This window comes from Thermostichus sp. MS-CIW-37 (assembly GCF_054060065.1).
In genome coordinates, this window is record NZ_JBSSCV010000007.1 from 61,952 (window position 1) to 78,140 (window position 16,189).

The window sequence follows — 16,189 nt, forward strand, 5'->3', positions numbered from 1 at the left end:
GAACGACTATTGAGGGATTGAGGCTCTGCCGGGCTGCAAGAACGGTCTTGGGCAGATGTCAGATGGGAAGAGATCCCTCTCTAGCGATCCACCAGGCGCAGCTCGAAGGTGAGGATGTTGGCGGCCAAAATCTCCAAAGCCCCGCCCTCAATGAGGTCGCGAGTGAGGGCAGCCCCGGAGCCACTTTGTTGGATCAATTCGCGGCTGCGGCGCACCGTCTCCTGTCGCTGGGGATCATCCACAACCACCTGCCGCTGATTGGACAGGCTGAGGCGATAGAAGTTGGGCAAATCTCCCCGGGTGGCATCAATGGCCAGATTGGTCTCTTCGGGGGCCACACGGAAGGGGGCGCGAGCGGTGAGCAGAGCCACCTGAATATCTTGATCCCGCCCATCGAGACCCTGCAGCTCGGAGATATCGATCTGGAAGTTGAGGGTATCGCGGTCGCGGGTGAGGCGATTGACCCGTACCTGGTTAAAGCCGACCGCAAACTCTCGTTCCGGCTCTCCAAACCGCTGGATGGTGGCCTGCAAGACCGACTCTTCGTTGAGGGGGGTAACCCGAATGAGGTAATCCCAGTCCCGCACAAAGGTGTACTCGTTGGGCCCCACACGGACGTTGGGATCCACCAAGTTGGCGGTGGGACCGGGGCTACCGGCCCGGCTGAGGGCCACCACGTACCAGTAGTTGGGGCTGATGGGCAAACCCAGAGTCATGCGTACTTCCAACACAGGCCGGGCCCAAGCTGCAACAGCCGTGAGAGCTGTTATGGCCATGGCCCCGAAGCAACTCCACAGCCAGCGCTGGGGAGGAAAATTAAGCTGCGGCGGGCGAGAGCAAGTGATGGCTGTAGTTCTCATTCAAGCCTTTTCAAGGGCAGTTGCCTGTCTGATACATTCACGCTGAACTCTCCTGAACATAGTTCAGGAAAGAAGCGATCGCATCCTGCCTATCTCTGAGCAGGAAGGGGGTATCCCGCAAAGCCCTGAGGAATACCCCCGAGCGCTTTCCCCCTTCACTTCCCGGCAACCGTTGCGGTGGACTTAAGGATCAGGGGGAAACTTGGTCTACTATATCCCTCTCAATGACTTTTGCCAAACCGCCTAAAGCTCAGTAAATTCAGCAAAGTTCAGGGTTTTGGGGGTTAGAGGCATGCTCTCCGGCAGGGGGTGGAAGCCTGAACTCCTTTCCTGCTGATCTGGGAACAGTCTAGCCAGGAGTGGCGTGCCCTCAAAGGGTATCCTTATCGCGTTAGCAGGACGAAGTCTCATTGGGGTGGGGCGAAGCGCGGCGAAAGTTTTTGTTAAGCATACACCTTAGTTCCGGACTGGGAAGATTTCAAGCGCTTTTGCACAGGTTTGGGGAGGCTCTCGTTCATTACCTTGGTTGGTTAAGCAAGTGCAGGGGTGGGATCCCTTTGTCCACCTACCTGTCCCTATGCCTATTGTGGGAGCAACTTGACGATGCGAGCGCGAACGGCCTTGCCGCTGCTGTGTCTTTCTTTGCTGTTAACTGCCTGCCGAGCTGGAAGGCCGCCCCAGGAGATGGAGGGGGACGGCCAACCCCCCACGCCAGTGGGAATAGGAGTGGTGGAAGAACGGATGATTGAGGAGGCGTCGGAATTTATCGCCAGCCTCGGATCCCAGCAGGTGGCCAGCATCCGGCCCCAGGTGAGCGGACAGGTGACTCGGGTGTTGGTGCAGTTGGGATCCCAGGTGGCTGCTGGGGCACCTCTGTTTGAGATCGACAGCCGTCAGCAACAGGCGGCGGTGGCCGGCCAAACGGCGGGGATTGCCGCGGCCCAAGCCAACCTGGAGAGCAGCCGTGCTCTGCTCAGCCAGTTGCGGGCGGATCGGATGCGCCTAGAGGCAGCGGCGGAGTTTGCCCGGGATCTGCACGAACGTAACCTGCGCCTATTGGCGGAGGGGGCCATCAGCCAGTTGCAGGTGGATCAGTCCAGCCGCGATCTGCGCCAGGCGGAGGCGGCTTTGGCAGCGCAACAGGAGCAGATCCGCGCCCAGGAGGCAGCGATTTTGCGGGCAGAGCGAGAGGTGCAGCGGGCCCAGGCAGAGGCGGAGCGGCAGCAGGTGCAATTGCAGTTTTTCCAGGTCACGGCTCCCTTTGCGGGCATTGTGGGGGATGTTTTGGTGAGGCAGGGAGACTACGTGACACCGCAAACGGTTTTGACTACCCTGACCCAAAACCAGGCACTGGAGATCAACCTCAATATCCCCCTGCAGCGGGCCCCGCAACTGCGCATCGGCACCCCAGTGCAGCTCCTGGACAGCCGCGGCGAGGTGATCGGCACCAGCCAGATCTCCTTTATTGCTCCCGAGGCGGAAGCCAGCACGCAGTCGGTTTTGGCCAAGGCCCTTCTGGAGAATCCAGCCGGGCAGTTGCGCTCGGCGCAGTTTGTGCGGGCTCGTGTCATCTGGGAGGAGCGACCGGCCTTGCTGATTCCGGTGACAGCGGTGGCCCGCTTGGGAGCGCAAACCTTTGTCTACACAGTGCAAACGACGGAGCCGCCAGCAGAGGGCATGCCCCCGGGGGCGGTGGCGGTGCAAAGGCCGGTACGGCTGGGATCCATCCACGGGAACAGCTATGAGGTGCTGGAGGGCCTAGAGGCCAATGAGCCAATTGTGCTCACTGGCCTGCAAAAAATCCGCGATGGCGCACCGATTATTGATGAGGTGATCCTTCAGCAGAGGGGGCAGCAACAAGGTGGAGAGGGGGGATCCCCGCCCTAGAAGAGGCTGTGCATTCTCAGCAATTCTTATTTGCCCCAGTTTTGGCCCAGTCATCCAAGCTTCAACTTGAAGGGCGACCAGCTCAACCGGTATCTCATCGCAGCGGATCCTTAGACTTATGTTCGTTGACTTTTTCATTCGCCGTCCTGTTTTCGCTACCGTCTGCTCCATCATCATTGTGCTGGTGGGGGCGGTGAGCATTCCCCTACTGCCGGTGGACTACTACCCTCAGGTGGCGCCGCCAGCCGTAACTGTGACAGCCGTTTACCCTGGGGCCAATGCCGAGACGGTGGAGACGACGGTGACCAACGTGCTGGAGCAGGAGATCAACGGCGTCGAGGGCATACGCTACCTCTCTTCGGTGAGCAGCAGCAACGGTACCAGCCAAATCACGGTCACCTTCAGCCCCGATCGGGATCTGGACATAGCGGCTGTGGATGTGCAGAACCGAGTTGCCCGAGTTCAGGCGCGGCTGCCGGCAGAGGTGATCCAAAACGGCATCAGCGTGGAAAAGGCCGGCGACAGTGCTTTCGTGCAGGTGGTGGCGCTGCGTTCGCAGGCAGGGGAATATGATGAGCTGTTTTTGAGCAACTACGCAGAGCTGTTTGTGCGGGATGCTTTGCGGCGCATCCGGGGCGTGAGCGATGTCATCATCTTTGGAGAGCGCACCTATGCCATGCGCATCTGGCTGGATCCGACGCGGCTGGCCAGCTATGGTCTGACAGCTCTGGATGTGGTGAACGCGGTGCGCCAGCAGAATATCCAGGTGCCTGCCGGCCAAATTGGCAGCCAGCCCAGCCCGCCGGATCAGGAGTTTCAGATCAGCGTCCAGGCAACGGGGCGGCTCTCACAGCCGGAGGAGTTCGCCCAGATTGTCCTCAGGGCCAACCCCGATGGCAGTTTGGTACGCATTGCCGATGTGGGTCGGGTGGAGCTGGGAGCGCAAAGCTATGATACGTTCTTCCGCATCGGGGGACAGGAGGCGGTGGGGATCGCCATTACCAAGCAGCCGGATGCGAATGCCTTGGAGGTCTCGCGGCAGGTGGAGCAGACGTTGGAGGAGCTCTCCCGCAACTTTCCGCCCGGCTTGATCTACGAGATCCCCTTCGATGCCACCCTGTTCATTACCGAGTCGGTGCAGGAGGTGATTTTCACTCTGTTGCAGGCGATTGGCCTGGTGGTGTTGGTGCTGTTTATCTTTTTGCAGGATTGGCGCATCACCCTCATTCCCACCATCACCATCCCGGTAGCGCTGCTGGGTACTTTTGCTTTTGTGCGCCTGTTTGGCTTTTCCATCAACACTCTGACCATGTTTGGCCTGACTCTGGCCACCGGTCTGGTGGTGGACGATACCATCGTGGTGGTGGAAAATATCTCCCGCTATATCCGTGATCGCGGCATGCGGCCTCTGCAGGGGGCCTCGGCGGGGATGAATGAGGTGTTGGGGGCGGTGATTGCCACTACGTTGGTGCTGTTGGGGTTATTCCTGCCGATTGCCTTTTTTCCCGGCACCAGCGGTCGCATCTATCAGCAGTTTGCCGTCACCATTGCCGTGTCGGTTTCGCTGTCCACGTTCAATGCCATTACCTTGGCTCCGGCTTTGTCGGCGCTGCTAATTCGCCCCCGCTCAGAGCAGATGTTTTGGCTGCTGCGCTGGTTTGACCGCGCCGTGGAAGGGATCCGAGCGGCCTACTGCCGCCTGCTGGAGCTGGTGGTGAAGCTGCGGCTGTTGGTGGTGGCTGGATTTGTCGCCTGTTTGGGCCTCACCTACTGGCTGTTCCAAATTGTGCCGACGGGGTTTGTGCCGGATGAGGATCAGGGCTTTTTCATCACCATTGTCCAGGGGCCGCCGGGGGTTTCCCTCAACTATACCGACAGGGTGATCCGGCAGGCCGCCGCTATTTTGGAGGGGATCCCTGAGATCGAAAATCGGGTGATCGTGGGGGGGTTCAGCTTTACCGGGCCCTCGCCGGGGAATGGGCTGATCTTTGCCACCCTCAAGCCCTGGGAAGAGCGGCGGCAACCGGAGCAATCGGCGCAAGCGATTGTCAACCGGCTATTTGGGCCTTTTTTGGGCGGGATCAGCCGCGCATTGGTGATCCCGATCCTGCCGCCGGCCATTCCCAATTTGGGGGTTGCGGGCGGGTTTACTTTCCAGCTTCAGGATCGGGGGGTCAACGATTTCAATCTGTTGGAGCAGACGGCCAACACCCTGTTTTTTGTGGGCAACTCGCCGCCCCAGCCGGGCCAACCTCCCTTGGGCCTGCGGGTTAACCCGCCCACTTTCAACGCCAATTCGCCGCAGCTAGAAGTACAGGTGGATCGGGAGATGGCCCAGTTGCTGGGGATCCCTCTGTCGGATGTCTTCGGCACGCTGCAAACGCTGTTGGGGGGCACCTACGTCAATGATTTCGACCTGTTCAACCGCAATTACCGGGTCTACGTGCAGGCAGATCAGATCTTCCGGGCCAACCCAGAGAGCATCGGCCAGTTCTACGTGCGCGGGGGCCAGGGGCAATTGGTTCCGCTGAGCACTTTGGTGCAGGTGGAGGAGACCACCGGCCCGGCCATCATTAACCACTTCAACCTTTTCCGTTCTGCCGAAATTCAAGGTAGCCCCCTGCCGGGCTTCAGCTCAGGGCAAGCGATTCGGGCAATGGAAACGCTGGCCGCCCAGTTGCTGCCCCAGGGGTTCGGCTTCGAGTGGTCGGGCCTTTCCCTGGAAGAAATCGAGTCGGGAGGACAGGCGCCGCTGATCTTTGCTTTGGGCCTGGTGTTCGTTTTCCTGGTGCTGGCGGCGCAATTTGAGAGCTATGTGGATCCCTTGATCATTTTGTTGGCGGTGCCGCTGGCGGTTCTTGGGGCTCTTTTGGCGCAACTGCTGCGGGGCTTGACCAACGACGTCTTCTGCCAAGTCGGGTTGGTGATGTTGATCGGGCTGGCCAGCAAAAACTCCATCTTGATTGTGGAGTTTGCCAACCAGTTGGTTGCCCAAGGGATCCCACTGCTCAAAGCTGCCACCCAAGCAGCCGAGACGCGCTTCCGCGCCATTCTGATGACCGCCCTGAGCACCATCCTGGGTATTTTCCCTCTGGCAGCGGCCACGGGCGCAGGGGCAGCCAGCCGTCAGTCGCTGGGCACGGCGGTGATCGGCGGTATGCTCGTTTCAACGGTGCTCAGCTTGCTGATTGTGCCGGTGCTCTACCTGGTGATCAAAGGGATCCAGGCGCAGATTTTGGGGGGATCCCCTTCGCCTGTGGATCTGGCGCATCTGCCCCCACCGGAGGATCCCAAGGATCTGCTGCCTGGTGGCGACAGCGTTGGGTAGCAAGAGGGATCTGCTTGCTTCTTCTCTTCTGGCGGAAAAGCGAGTGGGGGAAGGGGGCACCTTTCATCCACCGAGGGCCCTGTCTTCGAGCAGTTCGAGCTCGGCTCCGCCGGGCATTTTTTCCCAGAACTGAGCCAGGTGTTGCAGGCCCACAAAGCCCAACTGCCAGAGGATCAAGGCTAGAGGGCCGTGCTGCTGCCGTTGGATCTTCAGGGCCAGAGCCAGTTGTTTGGGCTTGAGGAGCTGTTGCTGCTCAGCAAACTGGCAGAACTGTCGATCCCATTGGCTAAGGGCTTGTAAATCCGGCAGGGTCGGTTCCATAGGTTTGGCCGGGCAGGAAAGGATTGAATGTCGAGGATCGGGATCCTCGTACTGATTCTGGGGATCTTCTTGCGGATCCCTTGCAACAGGTTTCTTCCAGGGTACGTGAGCGCCCAGGCATCCCCAAGGCCAGTTCGGGCAGAGAGCACTGAGCTTTGTCGCAAAGCTGGCTTATAGATCCTGGCAGGACGGTCTATCCCCAGGGGTCGTCGTCGAAAGGACTATCTGACCAATAGCCACTCTGCTGGGATGGGGGGGGCTGTTGGGGGAGAGGAGGCGTGTAGGCAGGAGGCGGTGTTGGGATGGGGGTGGGTTTTTCCAGCTCCTCAAGTCGAGGCAGGTCGGCGGGCTTGGGCTCGACACCAAGGCTTCTCAGCTTGGCTTGCGTTTCTTGCACTTGAGCATTGAGCTCTTCCAGGTAGGCGCGGTAGTGGTTGGCAGCTTCCAGGTACTGCTTGGCTTTCTTTTCGTTTTCCCGGACGACCGCCTCCAGTTCTTTGGTGCGAACGGTGTAATCGGCCTCTTGATTGGTGAGGTTTTCGATGGCTTGGTTGAGTACAGCCCGCCGTCGCTCCAGTTGGGCTACAATTTCCGACAACTGTCGTTCTCGCTCGCTAAGGCTGCGTTCCCGGTTTTGAGTTTGTTCCAGTTGAAAGCTGGCCTGGCTGAGCTGCTCTCGCAAATACATCACCTGGGGCTCCGTCTCGTTGCGTTCCTGTTGCAACTCAAAGACCCGCGCTTCCAAGTGATCTTTTTCCTGCTGCAACACTTCCCGCTCGTTCAAAAGACGGGTGTAGAGCTGGTTGAGAAAGTCCACCTCCATCACCACCTGGCTAAGCTGAGTGGCGTATTCCCCAACCAAAGCCAACTCCCGAGCGAGGTTTTGGGTTTCACTGGTGGCTTGATCGGTGAAAAACTGAGGAAGTTGGGTGGTTTCTCTGAGGCGTTGGGTAAATTGCTTGAAGCGGAAAGAAAAGTTGCTCGCCATTGCCGGTGCGGTAGCCTCGAAGATCAGGGGAATGCCGATGGTTGGATTTCACAGGGCTTGGATTGCTTCCAATCTACTTGGATTGCTTCCAATCTAACATCGAGCTACAGCTTTTGCGGAAGCTTGCCTTAGGTGGGATCGGGGGGAGTTTCAGGGGCCGGCATGGCAACTTCCCCAGAGGGATCCCGTTTCTCGGATTCCGGCTGGGGGTTTTCTGTCGCTCTGTTTTTATCCTTGTCTTTTTGGTCTTTCGAGGTGCCTTCTGAATCTTGGCCGGAGATGCGGCGCAACAGCCGTTGCAGGAGTGGGCTGCGGCGATCGCCGATGACGGAGAAGCGGCTTTCGATCTCTTCGACGGGGACGGGATCCATTTGGGCCAGCTCCGGCTCGCTGAGGAGGAGTACCCGTATCGTTGCAATGGGGATCTGCAAGAACAGGTTGGATCCCCAAAATCCAAAGGCAGCTATGGCTAGGCCTGCCAGACGGGTGCCGTTGCCAGGGGTGAGCGGGGCAAAGAGGGGGGCAAAGTCGTAGAGGCGCTCACCGACTTCCAGCATCAGGATTGCCGCCAACAGCGTCAAAATCTTATGTTCGGGGCTGAGGAAGGCGGCCAAGATGCGGCGCTGCTCGAGGGTGAGTTCTTCTGGGGGGACAGAAGCCACCCACACGCTAAAGATGTCAAACGGTTTGCGCCACTGCATAGCAAAGACCGGCCCAATGCCCACCACGGCCACCCAAGCCTGCTCCGCCCCCACCGGCAGGAGGGGATCCCCTGTGGCCAGCCCGATCAGGGTCAGCCCCACCCACAAGGGGAAGAGGAGGATGCCGGCGGCATGGATCCAGAGGAAAGGTTCCTGCCAATGGCTGCGCATGGGGAGATGCCAAAAGGGACAGGGGAGAGCAGGGCTAGGGGCGGGATTTGTCCACCACTTCCAATTCTGTGAGGCGGAAGGTGACCAATTTATCCCAGTTGCCGCCTTCAAAGAGGACAGCGGCATGGTTGTCGGTAACCCGCTGTACCTGGCCCTCAAAGCAGTAGTAGGTGTCGTTGGGGTTGATGACCCGCACGGCAACGCCGGGGTAGATCGGGGGAAGGGCTTCGAGGAGGGTTGGGGTTGGAGTCGTGTTCACGTTTCAGCTATCCTCTTTTTTTGCAGAAGCTCTGCCTTACTATTATGGGGGAAAGCCCCTCTCTTGCCGAGTCTCCCCCTCGTTGACCTTCTCCCCACAGCGGTTCGCCGAGGGTTGGGCAATGGGCTGAGGTGTGGCTGCCAGCCCGCTAACACGAAAGGGGCCTGCACTGCGACTTCGACGGTCAATCCAGCTCCAGCTCAAGGCCCCAGACCATGGCTACCGGCGCACAGTCTTCCCCCTCCCAAATCTGGCATGTGTTGGTGATCGATGATGAGCAGGGACGGCGGGCTGTGGCCCTCAGTGCTGCCACCTATTCCATCGGCAGGGATCCCAGCAATGCGATTGTCATCGATTCGGCGGCGGTTTCCCGGCAACACGCGCTGCTGCTGCGGCTACCCCAAAAAGATGGCCAGTATACCTACCGGCTGCTGGACGGCAATATCGAGGGCAAGCGCAGCACCAACGGCGTCTCGGTGAATGGGCAGAGATGTCTGAGCTGGGATCTCAAGGATGGGGATCAGATCCTGTTGGGGGATCGGGTGCGGATGCAGTACTGCATTCGTCGGTTGTCGGACGAAGATTTTCAGCAGTATCTCCAGTCTGTAAGCTTTCGCAGCGTGAAGGCGGAGGTGGTGGATCGACGCTCCACAACACTGCAGCGGTTTGATCCGCCCTCGATGCAGGCAATTTTGCCCCAAGAGGAGACGACGGAGAGAATTGACGTGAAGCCTCAACGCCGCAATCCGCTGCGGCTGCTGTTGCAGACGCTCTGGGAGCGTTTGAGGGGAAAGCTGAGATAATTTAGCCCTCAGGAATGCCCACCCGTTCTGAGTCTGGGAGCGCTGATGCAGTCTCGTCGGTGCTGTCTTTGCGCTCTTGCTCTGACGCTTCTGCCTGCAAGTCCAGGAGGGAGGGGGAGTTGGCTTCCCCAATCAACACTCCCCGCAGCCAGAGGGGAGCGACAAAGGTGGTGGCAATCACCATGACGATAATGCTGACATCGAGGGCATCGGAGAGAACCCCACTGGCGGCCCCCACACCGGCAAACACCAGGCCCACCTCACCCCGGGGAATCATGCCCACTCCGATGGCGTAGCGGTTGATGCCCGGCTTGCCAAAGGCCCCCAAGCCCGCTGCCAGCTTGCCCACAATGGCAACTCCGATCAAGAAGACGGCAATGATCAGCCCCTCTCGGTTGACGGGGAGGGTGGGGTTGAGTACGGCAAGGTTGGTTTTGGCCCCAACGCAGACGAAGAAGATGGGCACCAGTAGGTCGGAAATGGGCTTGATCTGTTCTTCCAGCTCTTGCCGTTTCTCGGTTTCGGCCAAGATTAAGCCAGCGGCAAAGGCGCCCAAAATCGCTTCTAGATGAATGATTTGCCCCACATAAGCCAGCAGAAAGGCGAGCACAAGGGCGGGCAGAAGGGGGTTACCTCGGGTCTTCAGGCTGTTGAGAAGGGCAACAAAGTAGGGGCTGAGAAGGCGCCCCAAAACAATGGAGCCGACCAAGAAAAGGATGGCACTGAGGATGATGATGCCAATATCGGAAAGGTTGACTTCTCCGTTTTTGGCCAAGCCCGCCACCACGGCCAAGATGATGATGCCCAACACGTCATCCAAGACGGCGGCACCAATGATCACCTGTCCTTCTGGGGAGGTGAGTTTTTGCAGCTCGGCCAAGACGCGGGCGGTGATGCCGATGCTGGTTGCTGTGAGGGCAGCGCCGGCAAATATGGCGGGGATAACGGGCACATGAAACAGGTAGAGCAAGCCCAGGGTTCCGGCCAGGAAAGGCACAGCGACCCCGATGACGGCTACGGCTGCGGCTTGAGGGCCGACCCGCAACAGCTCGGCCAGATCCGACTCGAGGCCGATTTCAAACAAAAGGACGATCACCCCGATCTCGGAGAGGATGTCGATGATCTGGCTTTGGGAGGAGAACACCTGTACCAGGGATCCCTCGTCGAGTCCGGCAGTGGCTTGCAGAAATTGCATCAGTGCTGAGGATTGGGCCAAGGCGTGCAGCTCTTGGCCGGAAACTTGTCCTTCCGGGAAGACCAACAACCCCAGCGCGGAGGCCCCTACCGCGACGCCCCCCAGCAGCTCTCCCAACACGGGGGGAAAACTCAGGCGGACGGCAATTTCTCCGGCGATACGGCTGGCCAGATAGATGACCACTAGAGCCATCAGCACCGCTACCAGGATCAGGGGCGAAAGATTGGCAGCTCCTTCAATGGGGGCAGCGGCTTCGACGGCAAGCAAAACGGGATCCCAGCAATTCAACAGCAAGATCTCAACCTCAGGTGGACTGCTTTTTGTCTTGGGTTGGCACAAGCAGAGCGGCTCTGTTCAGGCAATCGCTCTGCCAGAAGACTGTTACAAAGGCTAACCCTCATGGCGATCCGCTTGCAATGCCTGCATCGGCACTTTATGAGGACTCTGTCCCGCTGATGCCAACAGAATGGTTTCCGATGAAGTTGCTCTGGTTGGAAATGGCTATATTTCTATGGCGGTGCGGGTTCTCAGCTTGGGATCCCAGGTGCCGTGCACTCTGTCTCGATCTACCGCGAGGATTAACGGTGATATCTCCTCTACGCACGCTGAGTGAACGCTGGCTACCCATCCTCCTGACAGGGATCCTACTGCTGCTGGTTTGGGATCCCTTGGCGATTTGGGCGAACAGCCCGGCGGCGCAACGCCTCTTGGAGCAGGGCACTGCAGACTGCAGCACGGTCAGGGAGTGTGCTCGACTATTGCGCAACCCGATCCTGCCTTCTTTGGGTCAATTGGCGGAGGGCTTGAGAAATATGGCGTTCCCCCTCACTTCCACGAGCGCAGTTGGGTATAACGCTCTGGTCACGGCAGCAGAAACGCTGGTGGGGTTGGGGCTGGCTTTGCTGGTGGGGTGGGCAACGGCGGTGGCGTTGGTGTTTTCGCGAGCTTTTGAGCGGATGATGCTTCCCTGGATTGTTGCTTCCCAGAATGTGCCAATTGTGGCTTTGGCGCCGGTGCTGGCGGTGGTGCTGGGGCAATATGGGGTGCGGGGTCTGTTGCCGAAAGCAATCGTGGCGGCCTACATTGCTTTTTTCCCGCTGTCGATCGGCATTGCCAAGGGGTTGAGCAGTGTACCGCCTCTGCAATTGGATTTGATGCGCACTTACCATGCCCACCCGCTGCAGGTATTTCGCTGGGTGCGGATCCCGGCGGCTATGCCGATGGTGTTTACCAGCCTGAAGGTTGCGGTGGCGATGGCTCTGGTGGGGGCTATTGTGGCAGAGATTTCGATTGTTAGCTTTGCAGGGCTGGGGCCGATGTTGTTAAGCCGTTCCTATTACGGCGACATGGTGGGGTTGTGGGTGATCATGCTGGTGGCGGCAGCTTTGGGGATCCTCTTGGTGCAGGGGATTGGCCTGCTGGAGAACATCTGGACGCGGTGGCGGCGACCCACTCCGTAACCCACTCAACACTGGGGATCGACGGGGCTTTGGATCTGATTTCGCGATGGGGGTTTCGTGGGCTGCTCTGGTTCCATCGGTGGATAGTCCAGATAATTGACACTTATCTGGAGTATTGCCCTTCATCCCTTTGCATCAGGGGGACGAAGCCCTTATCACCCCGCTCCTGGAAAATCCCTCAGAGCCAACAACCCAGGTGGACGACGAGCTGCTCCTCAGGAGGAAGCCTCGCCATGGCCCGGTGCAGGGTTGGATCCATCCAAATCGGACGATGGCCCAGACAGATCCAGAGGATTAAAGCGGTTCATGGCTGTCCTCAGTCCCTCTTGCCAGCAGCACTCCACGGCCTCTACCGCCACATCCAACACCCGCTCCAGCACCTCTTGTTCTGCAGGGGCGAATCCACCCAACACATGCCCGACCACATCTTGGCTGCCCTTGGGTTTGCCCACCCCCAAACGCAGCCGTGGAAACGCCTCGCTCCCCAAGTGCTGAATGATGGACTTCATGCCGTTGTGCCCACCGGCAGAACCGGATCCCCGCAGGCGCAGACGACCCAGCGGCAGATCCATATCGTCGTACACCACCAGCACAGAGGCGAGATCTAACTTGTACCAATCCAGCACCGCCCGCACCGATTGGCCGGAACGGTTCATGTAGGTTTCCGGCTTGAGCAAGCGTCGCTTTCCTCCCAGGGCAAACCCTTCTCCGTAGCTACCTTGGAATCGCTTCTCCAAAACCAACGGGATCCCCCAGCGCTGCGCCAGCCGATCCACCACCATAAAGCCGCAATTGTGGCGGGTATTGGCGTATTGAGGGCCGGGATTGCCCAGGCCCACAACGAGCTGCAGGGAAATCTCATCGGTTCCCTTGGGCTTGACCTGGGTCACAACGTTTCTCACCTCCTCGAGCTAAAGTAAGGCATCGCTGCTTTGAGTGGTGTTGGCGTGTTTTCGGGCTGCTGGTCGCCCCGGAGGTTCGGATACCCAGCCGGACTGAGTCGGGACAGCGGTGAGGATCCCTGGGGGCAAATGGCTCGCCGCCCATGACTCTGCCATTGTTTATTGTCAACGCTCATTGTGAACGCTTCTGACCAAACCTGCCATCGAGGACCAGCCGTGCCCCACCTGTCCACCCCCTTCAGCCCTCACCCTGGCGGAACTGAATTCGAGGCCTTGGATGCCTTACGCCTCAGCCAGCGTCTGATTCAGGTGGGGATTGCCCTCTCCTCAGAAACAGATCTGGGGCGGCTGCTGGAGTTGATCGTTGCTCAAGCCCGAGAACTGACCCACTGTGATGGGGCCAGCCTCTTTGTCCGAGAGGGAGAAGAATTGCGGTTTTTCGTGGTCAACCGCCATGAGGAGCTGCGGGATCTGCGCTTGCCCCTCAGCCCTTCCAGCATTGTGGGCTACGTGGTGCTCACCGGGGAAAGCTTGAATTTGCCGGATGTCTACCGCCTGCCCGCCGACCGGCCCTATGCCTTTAACCCACAGGTGGATCGGCAAACCGGCTATCGCACCCGCTCCTTGCTCACCGTGCCGATGCGGGATCCCTCAGGCAAGATCCTTGGCGCCCTGCAACTGTTGAACCGCCTAAAGCCGGATCACCCCACCCCCCTAGCTCCTGACCAGGTGGCTGAGTGGAGCCAACCTTTTTCTGAGCTGGAAGTCAGCGTGGCAGAAGCCCTAGCCTCCCAGGCGGCGGTTGCCTATCAAAACGTCCAATTGCGGGAAGAGCTCAAATCTGCCCACTTCGAGACCATCTTCTGTCTGTCTCTGGCCGCAGAATACCGGGATCAAGATACCTCCTTTCACCTGAAGCGGATGAGCAACCACTCTCGCATCATCGCCAAGCACTTGGGCCTATCCAGCCATGAGCAAGAGCTGATCTTCTACGCCAGTCCCATGCACGATGTGGGCAAAATCGGGATCCCGGATGCCATCTTGCAAAAGCCGGGGCGTCTGACCCCAGAAGAGCGGCAGATCATGAACCGCCACCCTGAGATCGGCTACGAAATTCTCAGCAAGTCCGACTCCGAGCTGATGCAAAAGAGCGCCATCATCGCCCTTACCCACCACGAGAAGTTCGACGGCAGTGGGTATCCGCGCGGCCTCAAAGGAGAAGGGATCCCTCTAGAAGGGCGGATTGTGGCCTTAGCCGATGTCTTCGATGCCTTGGCCAGCCGTCGCCCCTACAAAGAAGCCTGGGCTTTGAATGAGGTCTTTCAGTTTGTAGAAGACAACAGCGGCAGCCATTTCGACCCGCAAGTGGTGGCCGCCTTTAACCGAGGACGCAGCGAAATTCTGGAAATCTACCACCGCTATCCAGAAACCCGCTAAATCCAGCTCCAGATCAATCAGGGATCCAAGATACCAACCCAGAACATTCAGCTCCAAAGGGATCCATCCCCGCAAACTGCAAAGAAGGGATCCCAGGCCATCCTTTCCGTACAATCCCGCAGAATCTTATGGGCAAAAGGTGGGATCCCAGGGCAAACTGAAGGTGGTCGATTTTCTGCACAAATTACCCCATTGAAGGCCGATCTAGAGCCGACTTTTTGTGTTCCTCTACACATCAGTCTCCAACCCATCTGTACCCAACCTGTGCCGAGGATCCCTGTGATGGCTACCCTGACGAACCCGCCCACTCCCACCCTATCGATCAACACCAAGCTGCGTGACTTGGCCTTGGTGGAGTTTCAGGTGAACGAGTCCACCCCTTGCGAGAATGTGGTGCGCCGCCTGGAAGATGACAGCAGCCTTTCAGGAGTCATCGTGCTGGACGAGCGGTCGCAGGTGCGGGGAATGTTGACCCGCCGCGCCATTTTGGAGTGGATGCTCAGCAAGCCCTACGGCCTGGATGTGTTTTTGAAGCGGCCCATCAGCTCCATGGTAGAGTTCCATAGCCGGGATTTTCTCTTGCTCCCCGGCGACTGCGATGTCATCCAAGCAGCCGACCGAGCTTTCCAACGGCCCGAAGAGACCATCTATGACCCCGTGGTGGTTCAACTGGGATCCCAGGACTACCGCCTTCTCGATGTGCCGGTGTTGTTGGTGGCCCAGGCTCAGGTGCATCTGGCCACCCAGCGCAAGCTACAGGAGCAGCAGGAAGAGATGAAAAGGATCTTGGCAGAGCTGGAGCAGGAAAAAAACCGCAGCCTCCAGTATGCCCGGGATCTGGAGCGGCAAAAAGCCGAGATCCTCAACCAAAACCTGGCCTTAGACATGGAACGTCGCCGGGCCCAACAGCGCTCCGAGGAGTTGGCTCGCCTTAACGCCCGCATCATTGAAATCAGTTCTGTGCTCTCTGAGAGAGGCAAATCCACCTTTGCCGCCACCTTTGCTGGGGTAGAAGCGGTGCGCACCCTCTTCCAGGAAATTGCCGACAACAACCAGGAGCTATCCCGCGAACTCAAGGAGATCAACACCATCGTGGATTTGATCGTGGAGGTGGCAGGATACATTCGCCTGCTCTCCTTTAACGCGGCTGTAGAGGCCAACCGCAGCGGTGGTGCCGGTGGCTTTGGAGCCATTGCCCAGGAGATCCGCAAATTGGCCGGGCGAACCACTGAAGCCAGCAACCGCATTCGCAGCTTGGCAGATCGCATCCAGCGCCAGAGCCAATCCACACTGCAATCGGCCCAGAGCAGCGCTGAGGTAGTGCAATCCCTTTACCAGCAGGCCCAGTCGGCCCAGTTGGCCCTGGAAGAGCTGCAAACCCTGTTGGAACGAGCCCAAATCTAGCCTCCCTTTTGAGATTCTTCTGGATCCTGAGAGCCTGAGGTTGCCATGGTGGCTAGGGGGCAGCTTTCCCCTCTCGAATCTCATAAGTATAAAATTGCCCAGCCACGGCAAGGGTTTCAAAGTGGTAGGTGGGCAAGGAAATCCCCAGCGGGCCAAAGTTGAGCAACGACAAATCGGTGGTATAGAGGCTGAAGAGGATAAAATTCTGCCGGCGGGTTTGGCGCATGAACAAAGCTTCCAGTTCGGGCTGAAGCTCTCGGACAAGGGCATGACATTCCTCAATCAAAGTGACCAAGAAAGACGGGATCTGAGCGCAGTATTCTCGCGCAGCGTAGGCGGCCAGTTGTTGCCCTGCATGGGTTCTGTACTCTTCTAAGGTGGGATTGGTGATGGCCAAAGCAGCCACTCCTCCCGCCAAAACCAGCCCGGAAAGCAAGGAAAAGACCTTTAGCATCGCAGCCTCCGAAACCAGG

General features: G+C 58.8%; 14 protein-coding genes. 6 read left to right on the forward strand and 8 right to left on the reverse strand.

Features of this window, described 5'->3' with window-relative positions; translation table 11 throughout:
• Positions 1–80: 80 nt before the first annotated feature.
• Positions 81–776 (reverse strand): hypothetical protein, encoded by a 696-nt coding sequence (locus ACVWYZ_RS04950; RefSeq protein ID WP_414357768.1) that lies wholly within the window; start codon positions 774–776, stop codon positions 81–83.
• A 687-nt stretch (positions 777–1,463) separates the two neighbouring features.
• Between ACVWYZ_RS04950 and ACVWYZ_RS04955 the strand changes: the two genes are divergently transcribed.
• The gene (locus ACVWYZ_RS04955) at positions 1,464–2,747 is read left to right on the forward strand and encodes an efflux RND transporter periplasmic adaptor subunit (protein ID WP_414375006.1); all 1,284 of its coding nucleotides are present in this window, start codon (positions 1,464–1,466) and stop codon (positions 2,745–2,747) included.
• A 118-nt stretch (positions 2,748–2,865) separates the two neighbouring features.
• Complete coding sequence (locus tag ACVWYZ_RS04960; protein WP_457466379.1) at positions 2,866–6,075, forward strand: efflux RND transporter permease subunit; 3,210 nt, start codon at positions 2,866–2,868, stop codon at positions 6,073–6,075.
• A gap of 63 nt (positions 6,076–6,138) precedes the next feature.
• Here the strand turns inward: ACVWYZ_RS04960 and ACVWYZ_RS04965 are convergent, their stop codons facing one another.
• The 4 genes from ACVWYZ_RS04965 to ACVWYZ_RS04980 form a co-directional block, all read right to left on the reverse strand.
• A complete protein-coding gene (locus tag ACVWYZ_RS04965; RefSeq protein ID WP_414355602.1) occupies positions 6,139–6,396 on the reverse strand; it encodes a DUF2949 domain-containing protein in 258 nt (85 codons plus the stop codon).
• Positions 6,397–6,589: 193 nt separating this feature from the next.
• Complete coding sequence (locus ACVWYZ_RS04970) at positions 6,590–7,384, reverse strand: hypothetical protein (protein WP_457393682.1); 795 nt, start codon at positions 7,382–7,384, stop codon at positions 6,590–6,592.
• A 128-nt stretch (positions 7,385–7,512) separates the two neighbouring features.
• The gene (locus ACVWYZ_RS04975; RefSeq protein ID WP_457466380.1) at positions 7,513–8,256 is read right to left on the reverse strand and encodes a low-complexity tail membrane protein; all 744 of its coding nucleotides are present in this window, start codon (positions 8,254–8,256) and stop codon (positions 7,513–7,515) included.
• Between the two features lie 34 nt (positions 8,257–8,290).
• Positions 8,291–8,515 carry an NAD(P)H dehydrogenase subunit NdhS gene (locus ACVWYZ_RS04980; RefSeq protein WP_011432364.1) on the reverse strand — a complete coding sequence of 75 codons (225 nt, stop codon included), beginning with the start codon at positions 8,513–8,515 and terminating at the stop codon, positions 8,291–8,293.
• A 215-nt stretch (positions 8,516–8,730) separates the two neighbouring features.
• Here ACVWYZ_RS04980 and ACVWYZ_RS04985 point away from each other — a divergent pair, with 215 nt between their 5' ends.
• Positions 8,731–9,318 carry an FHA domain-containing protein gene (locus tag ACVWYZ_RS04985; RefSeq protein ID WP_457466381.1) on the forward strand — a complete coding sequence of 196 codons (588 nt, stop codon included), beginning with the start codon at positions 8,731–8,733 and terminating at the stop codon, positions 9,316–9,318.
• 1 nt (position 9,319) lies between these two features.
• Here the strand turns inward: ACVWYZ_RS04985 and ACVWYZ_RS04990 are convergent, their stop codons facing one another.
• Positions 9,320–10,801: a cation:proton antiporter gene (locus ACVWYZ_RS04990; RefSeq protein WP_457466403.1), complete on the reverse strand. Its 1,482-nt coding sequence runs from the start codon at positions 10,799–10,801 to the stop codon at positions 9,320–9,322.
• Positions 10,802–11,097: 296 nt separating this feature from the next.
• Between ACVWYZ_RS04990 and ACVWYZ_RS04995 the strand changes: the two genes are divergently transcribed.
• On the forward strand, positions 11,098–11,973 hold the full coding sequence (locus ACVWYZ_RS04995; RefSeq protein ID WP_414355607.1) for an ABC transporter permease: 876 nt from the start codon (positions 11,098–11,100) through the stop codon (positions 11,971–11,973).
• 215 nt (positions 11,974–12,188) lie between these two features.
• Here the strand turns inward: ACVWYZ_RS04995 and pth are convergent, their stop codons facing one another.
• Positions 12,189–12,863, reverse strand: a complete 675-nt coding sequence (pth, locus tag ACVWYZ_RS05000; protein WP_457466382.1) for an aminoacyl-tRNA hydrolase — start codon at positions 12,861–12,863, stop codon at positions 12,189–12,191.
• 228 nt (positions 12,864–13,091) lie between these two features.
• Here pth and ACVWYZ_RS05005 point away from each other — a divergent pair, with 228 nt between their 5' ends.
• Both ACVWYZ_RS05005 and ACVWYZ_RS05010 read left to right on the forward strand, forming a co-directional pair.
• Positions 13,092–14,312 (forward strand): HD domain-containing phosphohydrolase, encoded by a 1,221-nt coding sequence (locus ACVWYZ_RS05005; protein WP_457466383.1) that lies wholly within the window; start codon positions 13,092–13,094, stop codon positions 14,310–14,312.
• A gap of 282 nt (positions 14,313–14,594) precedes the next feature.
• The gene (locus ACVWYZ_RS05010; RefSeq protein ID WP_457466384.1) at positions 14,595–15,716 is read left to right on the forward strand and encodes a methyl-accepting chemotaxis protein; all 1,122 of its coding nucleotides are present in this window, start codon (positions 14,595–14,597) and stop codon (positions 15,714–15,716) included.
• A 52-nt stretch (positions 15,717–15,768) separates the two neighbouring features.
• Here ACVWYZ_RS05010 and ACVWYZ_RS05015 read toward each other — a convergent pair whose 3' ends face one another.
• Positions 15,769–16,170 (reverse strand): DUF4359 domain-containing protein, encoded by a 402-nt coding sequence (locus ACVWYZ_RS05015; protein ID WP_457466385.1) that lies wholly within the window; start codon positions 16,168–16,170, stop codon positions 15,769–15,771.
• Positions 16,171–16,189: the final 19 nt, after the last annotated feature.

What these genes read in the sequence shown, in the direction of transcription:
- ACVWYZ_RS05015 (WP_457466385.1), bottom strand. Translation starts at nt 16,170, where the DNA reads ATGCTAAAGGTCTTTTCCTTGCTTTCCGGGCTGGTTTTGGCGGGAGGA.
- ACVWYZ_RS04975 (WP_457466380.1), bottom strand. Translation starts at nt 8,256, where the DNA reads ATGCGCAGCCATTGGCAGGAACCTTTCCTCTGGATCCATGCCGCCGGC.
- ACVWYZ_RS04985 (WP_457466381.1), top strand. Translation starts at nt 8,731, where the DNA reads ATGGCTACCGGCGCACAGTCTTCCCCCTCCCAAATCTGGCATGTGTTG.
- ACVWYZ_RS04955 (WP_414375006.1), top strand. Translation starts at nt 1,464, where the DNA reads ATGCGAGCGCGAACGGCCTTGCCGCTGCTGTGTCTTTCTTTGCTGTTA.
- ACVWYZ_RS04960 (WP_457466379.1), top strand. Translation starts at nt 2,866, where the DNA reads ATGTTCGTTGACTTTTTCATTCGCCGTCCTGTTTTCGCTACCGTCTGC.
- ACVWYZ_RS04965 (WP_414355602.1), bottom strand. Translation starts at nt 6,396, where the DNA reads ATGGAACCGACCCTGCCGGATTTACAAGCCCTTAGCCAATGGGATCGA.
- ACVWYZ_RS05010 (WP_457466384.1), top strand. Translation starts at nt 14,595, where the DNA reads ATGGCTACCCTGACGAACCCGCCCACTCCCACCCTATCGATCAACACC.
- ACVWYZ_RS04970 (WP_457393682.1), bottom strand. Translation starts at nt 7,384, where the DNA reads ATGGCGAGCAACTTTTCTTTCCGCTTCAAGCAATTTACCCAACGCCTC.
- ACVWYZ_RS04950 (WP_414357768.1), bottom strand. Translation starts at nt 776, where the DNA reads ATGGCCATAACAGCTCTCACGGCTGTTGCAGCTTGGGCCCGGCCTGTG.